Source organism: Vallitalea guaymasensis (assembly GCF_018141425.1).
Lineage (GTDB): Bacteria > Bacillota > Clostridia > Lachnospirales > Vallitaleaceae > Vallitalea > Vallitalea guaymasensis.
Genome location: NZ_CP058561.1, coordinates 2,746,624 through 2,759,512 on the forward strand (window position 1 = coordinate 2,746,624; position 12,889 = coordinate 2,759,512).

A 12,889-nucleotide genomic window follows, 5' to 3' on the forward strand; every position below is an offset into this window, starting at 1 on the left:
AGTTGTATAATACTACTAATAAAAATAGTCAAATTATTGAAAGTTTATGCACACTTATTTCTGGGTTAATGCTATAATTATTATTGTAAAACCCCCCAATACAATATATATAAATAATAAAGTTTTTGCTACACCCCATAAGAACAAATACCTTCTCCTTAAAGAAAAAAGACAGCCGATCGGTAGGCTGTCTTTTTTATTTTACAGTAAAAAGTACCTACAGATGACAAGGCGTAGCCTCTTTTCTTGTATACTATGAAATCTTTACTGATATTTGGGAAGAATATAGTTAAGATAAGTTATTAAGACGACAATTTTAATTAAGCTATATTAACTTGTATAACTTATATCAGTAACGAATATAGTGTATAGAGGTGATGTTAGTGAGAACTTATTATAAAAGCTGTTTTTTGAAAAGAAATAATTTTATAAAATTGATACTAAATGCTAATAATAAAAAAGTGATTGAGATAGGAAATGATGTAAGAAGTAATGTAACAGTTTATATAAATACAGATGTATTTGCTTCAAAAAAAGAAGCTATAACAAAATATAATAATAGAATTGATCACTTATATAATTGGGGATATGATATCGTTGAAGATTAGTTCTGGAAAGATTAGATAAGGAGGTTTGGCTTAATCCTATGTTACATAAGACTTTTAGAGAACTTTCATTAGCACAAAAATTATTACTGTATATTGATAATAATAAACCAATACTAGATGAAAGAGCAGTTTTTAGTGATGGAACCAAGGAATATAGAATACCTTGTGAACCAAAAGCTGATGAACCAGTAAAAGTTAGGTTAAGGACCAAGAAGGATAATATAGACAAAGCTTTTGTAATCTGCAATGGCAATAGACTGGAATTGTTAATTGATGAAACTGACGAATTATTTGATTATTATGCTGGAGAAATCAACCTTGAAAAAGAGATAATAGAGTATTATTTTGAAATAAACATCGGTAGTTTTAGATGTTATTATAATAAAAGAGGTATCAGCCGTGAACCTAATACCCATTTCAATTACAGGATATCACCTGGATTCAAAACTCCTGACTGGGCAAAAGGAGCCATATTCTATCAAATTTTTGTTGATAGATTCTATAATGGTAATGAAAGTAATGATGTTGTAGATAATGAATACTTGTATGTAGGTAACTTTACAAGAAAAATAAATGATTGGTATAAGTACCCAGATGCTGATAGTGTAAGAGATTTCTATGGTGGGGACCTTAAGGGGATAATTGATAAACTTGATTATCTAAGTAATTTAGGTATTGATGTAATATATCTTAACCCCATTTTTGTTTCACCATCTAACCATAAATATGATACCCAAGATTATGACTTTGTTGACCCTCATTTTGGTGTTATAGTCAATGATGGAGGGGAAGTTCTTAATGATGATAATCCATGTAATGAATATGCCACAAAATATATAATGAGAACTACTAATAAAGAGAATCTGGAAGCTAGTAATCAATTATTGGTGGAACTCATTGAACAAGTACATTCAAGAGGTATGAAAATTATTCTTGATGGAGTCTTCAATCATTGTGGTTCCTTCAATAAATGGCTGGATAGAGAGAATATATATAAGAATCAAACGGAATATGATATAGGGGCGTATGAATCAAAAAACAGTCCTTATACTAGGTTTTTTCATTTCCATTGTAGATGTGAATGGCCAAACAATACCAACTATGATGGATGGTGGGGTTATGAGACTTTACCCAAACTTAATTTTGAAGGATCAGCAGTATTGTATAACTATATAATGAACATAGCTAGAAAATGGGTTAGTCCACCCTTTAATGCTGATGGATGGAGATTGGATGTGGCAGCAGACCTTGGGTATTCACAAGAATTCAATCATATGTTTTGGAGAGATTTCAGAAAATCTGTAAAATCGGCTAAGGATGATGCTATTATACTTGCAGAGCATTATGATAATTCAAGAGATTGGCTTTTAGGAGATCAATGGGACACAATCATGAACTATGATGCATTCATGGAGCCTGTCACATGGTTTTTGACAGGTCTAGAAAAACATAGTGATGAATATAAAGGAGAATTGCTTAATAACCATAAAGCATTTTTTGATATCATGACTCATAATATGCAAAGCTTTTTAACTGGCTCCTTATTGACTGCCATGAATGAATTATCCAATCATGACCATTCAAGATTTATGACTAGAACTAATCACATGGTAGGTAGAACCAACAATCTTGGACCAGAGAAGGCTAATGAGAATATTAATAAAGGGATTATGAAAGAGGCAGTAGTAATTCAGATGACTTGGCAGGGAGCGCCAACTATATATTACGGAGATGAAGCAGGTCTATGTGGATGGACTGACCCGGATAATAGAAGAACATTTCCATGGGGAAAAGAAGATCAGGAGTTACTTTCATTCCACAAAGAAATAATATCCATTCATAAGAGATATCAAGCTCTTAGGACGGGTTCATTGAAATATCTATATGGAGAATGGGGAGTCATCAGTTATGGAAGATGGGATGACAATGATAAATTAGCAATTGCAGTTAATAATAATGATGAAGAAAGAAGTTTTCATATTCCTGTATGGGAATTAGGGATAACGGATTCCCAGAGCATGGAAAGAGTTATACTTACGACTAGGGATAGTTTCAATACGGATAAAGAAAAATATGAAGTGGAAAGAGGAAAAATAAGATTAACATTACCAAAGTATAGTGCTATAATTATATCTGGTTAGAAAAAATAGGAAGGACCAGTTAGGTAATGCATATGGTTAATAACTTCCGTAAGATAGACTCTGTTCAGCTGTTTGGATTCTAAACATTTTGTTTAATAAGAATCTGAAAATACTGCTGAATAGAGTCTATCTTGCTAGTATATTAATGCAGTGTATTATTGATGGGTCTTTTTAATATATAGGAGGATTATTCAATGAGTACCATATTAATGGTTGAAGATGACTTTTCACTTGGCATGGGAATCAAATTTGCTTTGGAAAAGGAAAATTATAGAGTAATACACGCAAAAAGCAAGAAAGAAGCTGAGGCAGAAATACTGAAAAACAGTTTTGATCTAGCTTTATTAGATATAACATTACCAGATGGAAACGGATACGAGTTGTTCACTAATATACAGAAAGTACAGGATATACCTGTTATTTTCCTTACAGCACTAGATGAAGAGGTCAACATAGTTACTGGTCTTGATATGGGAGCGGATGATTATATAACAAAACCATTCAAGTTAAGAGAACTCATTTCGAGAATAAACGCAGTACTTAGAAGGACTTCAGTTAGAGAAAAAAAGAATACCCTTACTTCAGGGGATATGGTTTTATATCCAGATAAAATGAAAATATATAAAAATGCTGTGGAGATTGATGTAACAAAAACTGAATATAAAGTATTGAACTATTTTATGAAGAATGGGCAGCAGATATTAAGTAAAGAACAACTACTGGAACATCTATGGGATATAGAAGGTAATTATATAGACCAGAATACGTTAGCTGTATATATGAGAAGAATCAGAGAGAAAATAGAGGACAACCCCTCTAGACCTGATTACATACAAACAGTTAGAGGTGTAGGTTACATATGGAATAAGAAGGTATTATAATTTCCAATGGAGTTAATTACAGGAGGATAAAATGATAAGATATTTTAAAAAAGAACCTTTCATATATAATATTTCTAAGATATCCTTGGGGCTAATGGGAGCTATAATGATAGTTTTCTATTTGATATCCAGCAATATGGTTGAACAGTTACATAGACAGCAGATATTGGACGATTATAATATCATAGGTGGTTTAGCTACTTTGGTTCCTGATAAGGAAAAAGAAATCGCAAATATATTTTTAGAGGGAAAAAATGATCAATATATCATGGCAGGGAAAAAGCTTCTGAATAAATATGGATACACCCAGGATATGGATATCAGCTACAGCAAAGATTTTTATGCAAAAGCCAAAAAGATGATGACATATAACATGATAATGCTTATCTTAATTTTTATAATTATCCTATTTTATTTTTCTAAGAGTATTATATATATCATGAAAAAAATAGAATTGTTTTCTAGAGGGATAGATAAAGTAATGGATGGGGATTATTCTGTACATTTAGCTACCAATAATGAAGGAATAGTTGATAGGATAGGACATCAATTCAATCTAATGACTAGGAGATTGGAATTAAGTATAGAAGAAATCAAAAACAGTCGAGAACAAATAAAATCTATAGTAACAGATATATCACATCAATTCAAGACACCTCTTTCTTCCATAAAATTATTTAATTCTTTGATGCTGGAAGATGAAGTTGATAAAGAAAATCAGGTAAAATTTTTGGAAAGAAGCAAAGAAGAGATAATCAAGCTTGAGTGGTTGATTAATTCACTTGTTCATATATCTAGATTAGAAGCAGGAATGATTCAATTAAAAAGAGAGAATAGGGATATCAAAAAAACTGTTTTAGATGCTATAAACGGGATATATCTGTCTGCTGGTGAAAAAGGAATAAATATTAACATAGAACAATTAATCAACGTAGATATAAATCACGATAAAAAGTGGACAAAAGAAGCCATATTCAATCTGTTGGAAAATGCTGTGAAGTATACAGAAGACGGGGGAAGTATAACTGTAAACATGGAAAGATTAGAGACTTCCGTTAAGATAGTAATCAAGGATACGGGTATAGGCATTTCCCCAAAAGAGCAATTCAAAGTTTTTGACAGATTCTATAGAGGAGAATCAGAAGAAGTGCAGAAAAAAGAAGGTTCAGGTGTAGGGTTATATCTTACTAAAAGAATTATTGAAGAACAAGGAGGTACAGTTACAGTACGTTCAACATTGAATAAGGGTACAACATTTTGCATATTATTCTTCCTTACAGATTTGTAAGATAAATTGAAATAAAAATGTAAGCTATGGAGTATATACTATTCACATAAAGATAATTAAGTCCAGTTACTTATAAGATAGAGTCAAATATATAGTCTATGGAGGAATAGAAATGAACGTACTAGAGACAAAAAATCTAAAGAAGTTTTATGGAAAAGAAAATATAGTAAAAGCTGTTAATAATCTTGATTTGACAATAAAAGAAAAAGAATTTGTTGCAATAGTTGGAACATCAGGTTCTGGTAAGAGCACATTACTGCATTTGTTAGGAGGGTTGGACAGACCTACAGATGGTAAGGTTCTAATTGAAAACCAAGATATATATTCAATGAAGAATGAGCAGTTAGCTGTTTTTAGGAGAAGAAAAATAGGGTTCATATTTCAATTCTTCAACTTAGTACCAGTTCTCAATGCTTACGAGAACATAACATTACCTATTGAGTTGGATGGTAAGAAAGTAGATACTGATTATGTTCAAGATTTGATGAATACCCTAAAAATATATGACCGAAGAGAACACTTGCCAAGTGCCTTATCTGGCGGACAGCAGCAAAGAGTTGCAATAGCTAGAGCATTAGCCTCAAAACCATCTATCATATTAGCTGATGAACCTACAGGAAATCTTGATTCAAAGACAAGTGAAGAGGTTCTAGGACTATTGAAGCTATCAGTTAAAAAATATCATCAAACATTAGTTATGATAACACATGATGATTACATCGCCCGTATGGCAGATAGAATCATTAGAATTGAAGATGGGAAAATAGTTGAGGGAGGTAGATAGTATGAGTGTAATGGTTAAACTAGCAAGAAAGTATGGTAAATCCTCTAAGAGTAAGTCAGGATTAATATTATTGGCTATCATATTATCTACTTGTCTAATAACAACTATAGCGACTTTTGCAGTAAGTATAAGAGAGATGAATCTAAATAATGTCATTGGTTCTTATGGAAAAGCAGAAGCTAGATTTACTAATGTCAATGAGAAACAGATCGATATGTTGAAACACCATATTCAATTAGAGGAAGCAGGAGTTTATTCTAATGTAGCTGATGTGACAGATATGAATAATTATAGTTTGTCCTTATTATATGCTGATGAAGAAGGAGCAGACCTATTATCACTCAAAGTGGTAGAAGGTATATTTCCACAAGAAGATAATGAAATAGCTGTATTACCTTCGGTATTAGAACGATTTGAATTACCAGTAGAGTTAGGTCATAACATTACTATGGAATATAGTACAGGTAATGGAGATTCATATAATGAAAAATTCAAGGTTGTAGGAATTCTGAAAGAAAATAATATGATGGCTGTCAATAAGACCGGGTTAGGATTGATATCTGAGAGTTTTATGAGGAAAATAGATCCCCAATTAGTACATAAGGATATAGCTCTTAAATTAAAGGATGATAGTGATGTTTATAACAAGATATTAAAGATATCAATGGATTTAGAAATTGAGGATGAAAATATTTCGTTCAATGAGATGCTCCTTAATGAAAAACGAAAAAATATTACTAACATGATACCTTTTGCAATATTAGGATTAATGGTTATTATTGCAACTATCATAGTAATATATAATATTTATTATATTTCTGTTGTGGAGAGGATACAGCAGATAGGTATGCTGTCATCTCTTGGTACATCTCCAAAGCAACTAAGAAAGATGATTATATATGAAGGTATCATATCATCAATGAAGGGTATACCATTGGGAATATTGTTGGGATATCTGATTAGTAATATATTAGTACCTATGATACCTCTTAGCAATAATATAGAAATGGTATTTCCGTTATATATTATTCTTATAGCTGCGGGTGTTTCCTTATTCACAATAAGGCTGGCATTGGTAAAGCCAAGTAAAATAGCAGCTAAAATATCTCCAATAGAGGCATTACGTTATTCACAGGTAAGTACAACTGGCAAAAAGACCACTAAAAAGACTAAGCATACTAGACTAGGTGCAGTTGGTAAAATGGCTTATTTGAACCTATGGAGAAATAAAAAACGTACAATAATGACTATGCTGTCTCTAACTATGAGTGGAATATTATTCATTACATTCTCATCAATCTTTAACAGTATGAGAGTAGATAATCTCACAAGCAATTACGTAGCTGGGGATTTTGATATTGTTAATACTGATTCTGGAAAAGATAATATTGATGATATGAACAATATCATAGAGCAAGTTATTGAAATGGAAGATGTAAAAAATATTGTTAAAACAAGACATAAGATAGTCACAATGGAATATGATAGTGAAAAGATGGATGAGCATAAGGAGCAATATGGTAATTATGATGGAACGGTCAACTGTGATGTTTATGGATATGAAGATGTCACTCTAAAAAAATTGGCAGATAAAATCTTAGAAGGAAACTTGGATTTAGATAAATTAAATCAAGGTAGGTATGTAATATATTCAGGAGATAAAGATGAAGATAATTATCATACTGGAGACAAAGTATTATTCAATGTAAATAAGGGTGATGATACAAGTTTTACAGAAGAATTTACAGTGTTAGCAGTTACAGATATATTACCAATAAGTAATAATAGACATAGTATAGGACCTACTTGGATAGCACATGAAAAAATAGTTAAGGAATACCTAGGAGAGAATAATTACAAAAAAATATCTGTCAATGTTAATGAAAATTCAGAAGAAGAGGTTAAAACAGAATTAGAGACACTACTAGCAAATTATGATGATGTAGAGGTAGCTGAATATAAAAGCCTTTTTGATGAGTACAACAGACAAAAGAATTCCATGCAGTTCATTGGAATGGTGCTTGTTTTCGTTATTGGATTAATTGGTTTGCTGAATTTGATTAATACTATGATAACTAGTATCTTGACCAGAAAAAAAGAGCTTGGTATGCTTCAAGCCATTGGATTATCTGATAAACAGTTAAATACTATGTTGCAAGTAGAAGGAATGTATTATTCGTTGATCAGTGGAGTTTTGGCATCAATATTTGGTATACGTATTGCCAAAATCTGTTTTGAAGTATTTAGCAAAGAAGCGACATATGCCAAATGGCAAAGTCCAATAAAAGAAATAATATTGATGCTAGTTGTTCTAATAATTGTCCAATATATTTTGACTCATTTTATAACCAAAAAGCTTAATAAGGAGTCCATTATAGATAGAATAATACGCGTTTAGTGAAATAAAATAACTTTTTATAAAAAATATTAAAATATTTTTAAAAAACCCTTGATTTTTTTCTGAAATAGTATATGATTATATAGAACCTTGCATTATAAGTAAAAAATTATCAAGTTAATAAACGAGAATTATCTAATATTAGATTTAATAATATAGTTCGAATTTTTATTGATGAATTATTTACAAGTAATTTAAGGAAAAATAAAAATTCGGAGGTAAGAGATTATGACTGGTACAGTTAAATGGTTTAATTCAGACAAAGGTTTTGGTTTTATTTCAACAGATGAAGGAAATGACGTATTCGCTCATTATTCACAAATTCAAAAAGACGGTTTCAAAACTTTAGAAGAAGGCGAAAAAGTTTCTTTTGACGTAGTTGAAGGAGCTAAAGGTCCTCAAGCTGAAAATATCGTAAGTCTATAATTATAATAAATCGACCTAAAGATTTTATCTTTAGGTCTTTTTTATTGGAAAATTTAGTGATATAATAGGTAAGTGTATCTGGAGAGATGTCCGAGTGGCTTAAGGTGGTGGTCTCGAAAACCACTGTGCGGCAAAACCGCACCGAGGGTTCAAATCCCTCTCTCTCCGTCATTACAAGGCTTGGGTAGACATGAGTATATATTCATGCCTATAAAACCCGTTACACGTGTGCCTAAAACGTGCCTAAGCCTGGTAATTTAATATCACCCAATAATCTTTTTTGAGATTCAATGGATGAGTGAATGTAGGTATCCGTTGTTATTTTGGTTGTTGAGTGGCCTAACTTATCAGCTACAGTCTTTAAGTCCTTTCCCTTATTAAATAGTATAGTTACGTGAGTATGCCTTAATCCATGGAACGATATGTGGTAGTTATATTTCCTAGCAATTATGGTAAACCTTTTACCTAATGTGACAGGATTTATAAATCGTCCGTCTGGTCGCCTGCAAAAGAATCCACTATCTATATATTGAGGACCATATTTGAGTTGTTGTTCTTTTCTTTGAATTAGATACTGCTTTAGTATTCTTGATACATCAGGGAATATATATACAGGTCTAGTACTTCTATGTGTTTTAGTAGAGTCTAGAGTCCATTTTTTTTCTATATACACCAAGTTATCCTTAACATAAATTTCGTTACGATCTAAATGAATATTATAGTCTTGTAAGCCACAAATTTCACCTTCACGCATACCAGTAGTACCAGCTAATAATACAGGTATGAAATAATCGGTATTTTTGAATATATGAAATAATCTATAGAATTGTTCTTCTGTTATAAATTTTGTTTCAGGGGTTGTTGCTTTTGGCGGTTGTACGCTTTGAGCATAGTTGAAAAGAATCATTTGCCAACCAACCGCATGTTTGAACATTTGATGTAATAACCGATGATGTTTAAGTGCTGTTGTACCAGAAAGCCAGCACCACCTATTACTTTAGGTTTAGTTAAATGAGTATAGTAATTTTGAAGAATTATAGGTTTAATTTCTTTAATGTTCATATCCCCAAAGTATGGTATTATATGATTCTTCATCATCAGTCTATATCTTTTTTGGGTATTTAGTTTTACGTTTAAAACGACATAGTTGTCATACCAAATCTCGCAATATTGTCTCATTGTTATATGACCACTTAAAAGATGCTTATTTTTTTCGTGCTCATTCAAGTATTCTCGCATAGCATTATTAGCTTCCTTTTTAGTCGCGTATGGACCTTTTAGATAAACTCTTTATCTAAATACCATTTTATTAATTGTGTCAAATCTTGTCTTTGTTTTTCATTGAGCTTATCGCTATGTTCTTCTAACAATGAATATGCTTCTGTTAAATTTTTTTCAACTTTATTAGAATACCCTTTACTTTCATGAAATGTTATATTAACGTCTTCAATGCCTTTACCAGAAGTAAAGTACTCTACATCAACATTAAATATAATGCTAATTTATTAAGTAGATCAGTATCAGGTTTTCTATAATTATGTTCTAGTGAACTGTGCCATAGCTATAGAGAAAAGGGTAAGAGCAAGAAGAAACAAATTGTTTTGTTTTCAGCCGATTACTATAGACTTGTTGAAGAAAAATGGTTTTGTTTATGGGATTATATGTGGTTAGAAAATCCTAAAAGAAATCAAGTCTTTACTTCTTTTTGCTCGTTTGTTGGAATTGAATTTGATAATATGTATGACTTTATAGAATCGAAAGTAGAAAGAGTAAGAAAACCATTAATCAAAGAATACAAGCAGACAGAGGAATACAAGACTAGCAAAAAGCATGATGGAATAATCACAGCACACCGTAAGGCTAAAAAAGAGTTTGAGGAAAAGTATGGAACTTGTACATATGATATGTGCTACACCGTATTTGGAGAGTTATGGAACACAAAAAAACTTGAACAAATAAAGGCTATTTATAAAACTAAACAGAAATATAAAGAGCAGTATAGTAACTATTACAACAATAACAGCTACAGTAATAGCAATTATGATTACAGTAGCTTATTCTCAGCAACATCAGCTTATACAGACAAAGAGAAGGACATGCTTAAAACTATCTATAAACGAATGGCTACAGTATTTCATCCAGACAATAAAAATGGTGATGAAGGAATAATGAAATTTATCAATTCTAAGTTAAAAAACGAATGGGGTATATAGTGGATACTAAGTAATTTATCCAGTATCTACAAAAGGAAGGAGATAATATGGTTATTAATGCAAAAAAATAAGACCTACATTCAAAACATAGATATGATACCAGCCAAGATAGGCTATATAACTCCGACAAGTCTATTATAGCCTATCTTGACAAGAAAAACAATATCAAATTAAGGTTAAGACTTTGATTAACAAATGAGGTGATAAATGTTGAAGGGCTGTATCTTAATAAGTAGAACAATTATTGAAAGTAAAATATGGCAGAAACCACCTCTTTACATAAAGGTATGGCTAACAGTATTTGTCCTGAACCTCTAATGCCAAATGGTAACACAACTTAAAGTAAAAAAGAATCGTGATGGTGGCAAGGGAATTGTAGATATGACATACATAAAAGAAAGATTAGTATTCAAGGAGAGTTAATTAATGGATATTAGCATACTTGGAGAAATTAGAAACGATACAGATGTATTATGTTAGAGCATATAAAGGAAACGCATATAGTGACAGTGAAATAAAGTCAACAAAATGCTTGATAAAAAATCATGATTTTTATGATGTTGTTAATAATGAATCAGTAACTTTTAAATACCAATTATCTCCAGAAGAAAAGCCGACTTGTTATAAAAATAATTATAGCGTTAATTACTATAATGGCAGAACCTATCCTGTATTTATTTAACCTATAGAGAGTCGATGGTTCCTCAAAAGAACCACTGACTTATGCCACCTAAATTTTAAGAGGGCTATAACTCAAGGTCGGTTTTAACAAATGACCTTTGAATTGTTAGACGACTTGAAGGCTAAAGATTCGGACTGTTTAAAAGTAAACATAAATGGATATACTGTATAATGTCTACTACATAAAAAGTGGTGACATTGTATGTCACTCTTGACATAATATAATATTTTGAGTATTATTAAAGTGTACCCCATTTGTACTCCAATGCAATAAATAAAAAGTAAGCAATTAGCCGAGCAATTGGCGATCATTTTATATTAAAGAAAAATAATCACAGTCCTACTGGCAGGCAGGTGTGATTATTTTTTTGTCGTTTTAGTTGTATTTATAATTGCAATGACAAGCATTGCAAATAGTATCATAAGAGATAAACACTCATAAATAGACATAAGCGTCACCCCCTTATCTTTAGTGGGAGTATCGCCAATCACCCTGCATAATTGCTTACTTAAAATCTATTATACACCATAGTTTATCTCCTGTACAAGATAAATTGAAATAACAATAGCCTACCTAGCAACGATTTTCCGATTTGGAAGCATAATATCAATTGAAGGTAGGTCTTTTAAGTTAATTACATATAATAGTTCTATTTATTACTATTTACTAAAAGAAAATTTAGTACAGATATAAACCTACTTCATTAATTAGGGGTAGGTTTTATTTTTTTTTGCACAAAAATAAATTAAGTCGTGGTAATGTCGTTTAGTTATGGGGCATACTAAAAAAATACTGCTCAAACTATTTGAAATAATTGAATTCTGATGTATAATAATCAACAACATAAAAAAATATCATAAATTAATATATAAGGGGAGAGGAGTATGATAAATTTATTAGAGCAAAGAGGTGGACTAGATATGCTAAAAACACTTTTTTTATATCTCAAAACATCTAATGATGCTTGTAGTGGTAGTAAGTATATTTATTCCTTTAGTAATAGGAAAATAGTGGGCGTTGATGTAGAACGATATAATACCAAGAGTAGTAGATACTCTCTGCAACATGAATGCAAAATTAACCCCTATAAGTTGTCTAATGAGATATTTAGTAATTTATTTAATTATGGAATAAATAATGCTAACCATATTAGAATAACAAATATTGAAATGCAAGACTTTGAGAGTGATGACATAGAAGAACTTCATATATTATTAGAGAACTTGCTATACAATCGCTATGATAATATAATTGCTAACTTGAACTATATTATTGATGTTTATGATGCTAAATTAATGAGTATTACCTTCAAATACAAAGGATATGACATTAAATTAGGAAGTGAAGGTGTGGTTCGAATCGATGCACCAAATGAGGTCTTTTCTGATTTTTTATATGATAAAGAGATCAATTCATTAATATTAGGTGCGAGATTATGATTAAACTATTTAGGGATATATCAAAGAAT

The 12,889-nt window shown here is 31.0% G+C and carries 13 protein-coding genes and 1 tRNA gene; 11 read left to right on the forward strand and 3 right to left on the reverse strand.

The window, feature by feature from the left end:
• The first annotated feature begins 383 nt into the window (after positions 1–383).
• The 8 genes from HYG85_RS12130 (at position 384) to HYG85_RS12165 (ending at position 8,694) form a co-directional block, all read left to right on the forward strand.
• Complete coding sequence (locus HYG85_RS12130) at positions 384–608, forward strand: hypothetical protein (protein ID WP_212693619.1); 225 nt, start codon at positions 384–386, stop codon at positions 606–608.
• A 38-nt stretch (positions 609–646) separates the two neighbouring features.
• Positions 647–2,749, forward strand: coding sequence for a glycoside hydrolase family 13 protein (locus tag HYG85_RS12135; RefSeq protein ID WP_212693620.1), 2,103 nt, complete (start codon positions 647–649; stop codon positions 2,747–2,749).
• A 194-nt stretch (positions 2,750–2,943) separates the two neighbouring features.
• Positions 2,944–3,630 carry a response regulator transcription factor gene (locus tag HYG85_RS12140; protein ID WP_113673197.1) on the forward strand — a complete coding sequence of 229 codons (687 nt, stop codon included), beginning with the start codon at positions 2,944–2,946 and terminating at the stop codon, positions 3,628–3,630.
• A 31-nt stretch (positions 3,631–3,661) separates the two neighbouring features.
• On the forward strand, positions 3,662–4,918 hold the full coding sequence (locus HYG85_RS12145) for a sensor histidine kinase (RefSeq protein WP_212693621.1): 1,257 nt from the start codon (positions 3,662–3,664) through the stop codon (positions 4,916–4,918).
• A 112-nt stretch (positions 4,919–5,030) separates the two neighbouring features.
• On the forward strand, positions 5,031–5,702 hold the full coding sequence (locus HYG85_RS12150) for an ABC transporter ATP-binding protein (RefSeq protein ID WP_212693622.1): 672 nt from the start codon (positions 5,031–5,033) through the stop codon (positions 5,700–5,702).
• Position 5,703: 1 nt separating this feature from the next.
• Positions 5,704–8,100 carry an FtsX-like permease family protein gene (locus HYG85_RS12155; RefSeq protein WP_212693623.1) on the forward strand — a complete coding sequence of 799 codons (2,397 nt, stop codon included), beginning with the start codon at positions 5,704–5,706 and terminating at the stop codon, positions 8,098–8,100.
• Positions 8,101–8,328: 228 nt separating this feature from the next.
• Positions 8,329–8,526, forward strand: a complete 198-nt coding sequence (locus HYG85_RS12160; protein WP_113673201.1) for a cold-shock protein — start codon at positions 8,329–8,331, stop codon at positions 8,524–8,526.
• An 80-nt stretch (positions 8,527–8,606) separates the two neighbouring features.
• Positions 8,607–8,694: transfer RNA gene (locus tag HYG85_RS12165), tRNA-Ser, on the forward strand.
• 64 nt (positions 8,695–8,758) lie between these two features.
• Here the strand turns inward: HYG85_RS12165 and HYG85_RS12170 are convergent.
• A complete protein-coding gene (locus HYG85_RS12170; protein WP_212693624.1) occupies positions 8,759–9,433 on the reverse strand; it encodes a site-specific integrase in 675 nt (224 codons plus the stop codon).
• Positions 9,430–9,765 (reverse strand): N-terminal phage integrase SAM-like domain-containing protein, encoded by a 336-nt coding sequence (locus HYG85_RS24790; protein ID WP_212693625.1) that lies wholly within the window; start codon positions 9,763–9,765, stop codon positions 9,430–9,432. Before HYG85_RS24790 ends, HYG85_RS12170 begins: the two co-directional genes overlap by 4 nt.
• 362 nt (positions 9,766–10,127) lie before the next feature.
• Here HYG85_RS24790 and HYG85_RS12180 point away from each other — a divergent pair, with 362 nt between their 5' ends.
• Together HYG85_RS12180 and HYG85_RS12185 are read left to right on the forward strand one after the other, a co-directional pair.
• Complete coding sequence (locus HYG85_RS12180) at positions 10,128–10,739, forward strand: hypothetical protein (RefSeq protein ID WP_212693626.1); 612 nt, start codon at positions 10,128–10,130, stop codon at positions 10,737–10,739.
• A gap of 442 nt (positions 10,740–11,181) precedes the next feature.
• Positions 11,182–11,421 (forward strand): hypothetical protein, encoded by a 240-nt coding sequence (locus tag HYG85_RS12185; RefSeq protein WP_212693627.1) that lies wholly within the window; start codon positions 11,182–11,184, stop codon positions 11,419–11,421.
• 359 nt (positions 11,422–11,780) lie between these two features.
• On the opposite strand, the gene HYG85_RS24395 is transcribed toward HYG85_RS12185, so the two are convergent.
• On the reverse strand, positions 11,781–11,870 hold the full coding sequence (locus tag HYG85_RS24395; protein WP_244971318.1) for a putative holin-like toxin: 90 nt from the start codon (positions 11,868–11,870) through the stop codon (positions 11,781–11,783).
• A gap of 435 nt (positions 11,871–12,305) precedes the next feature.
• Here HYG85_RS24395 and HYG85_RS12190 point away from each other — a divergent pair, with 435 nt between their 5' ends.
• Complete coding sequence (locus tag HYG85_RS12190) at positions 12,306–12,860, forward strand: hypothetical protein (protein WP_212693628.1); 555 nt, start codon at positions 12,306–12,308, stop codon at positions 12,858–12,860.
• Positions 12,861–12,889 lie beyond the last annotated feature (29 nt).

Coding starts and splice junctions, on each gene's coding strand:
- HYG85_RS12135 (WP_212693620.1), top strand. CDS start 647: ATGTTACATAAGACTTTTAGAGAACTTTCATTAGCACAAAAATTATTA.
- HYG85_RS12140 (WP_113673197.1), top strand. CDS start 2,944: ATGAGTACCATATTAATGGTTGAAGATGACTTTTCACTTGGCATGGGA.
- HYG85_RS12145 (WP_212693621.1), top strand. CDS start 3,662: ATGATAAGATATTTTAAAAAAGAACCTTTCATATATAATATTTCTAAG.
- HYG85_RS12150 (WP_212693622.1), top strand. CDS start 5,031: ATGAACGTACTAGAGACAAAAAATCTAAAGAAGTTTTATGGAAAAGAA.
- HYG85_RS12155 (WP_212693623.1), top strand. CDS start 5,704: ATGAGTGTAATGGTTAAACTAGCAAGAAAGTATGGTAAATCCTCTAAG.
- HYG85_RS12160 (WP_113673201.1), top strand. CDS start 8,329: ATGACTGGTACAGTTAAATGGTTTAATTCAGACAAAGGTTTTGGTTTT.
- HYG85_RS12170 (WP_212693624.1), bottom strand. CDS start 9,433: ATGATTCTTTTCAACTATGCTCAAAGCGTACAACCGCCAAAAGCAACA.
- HYG85_RS24790 (WP_212693625.1), bottom strand. CDS start 9,765: ATGCGAGAATACTTGAATGAGCACGAAAAAAATAAGCATCTTTTAAGT.
- HYG85_RS24395 (WP_244971318.1), bottom strand. CDS start 11,870: ATGTCTATTTATGAGTGTTTATCTCTTATGATACTATTTGCAATGCTT.
- HYG85_RS12190 (WP_212693628.1), top strand. CDS start 12,306: ATGATAAATTTATTAGAGCAAAGAGGTGGACTAGATATGCTAAAAACA.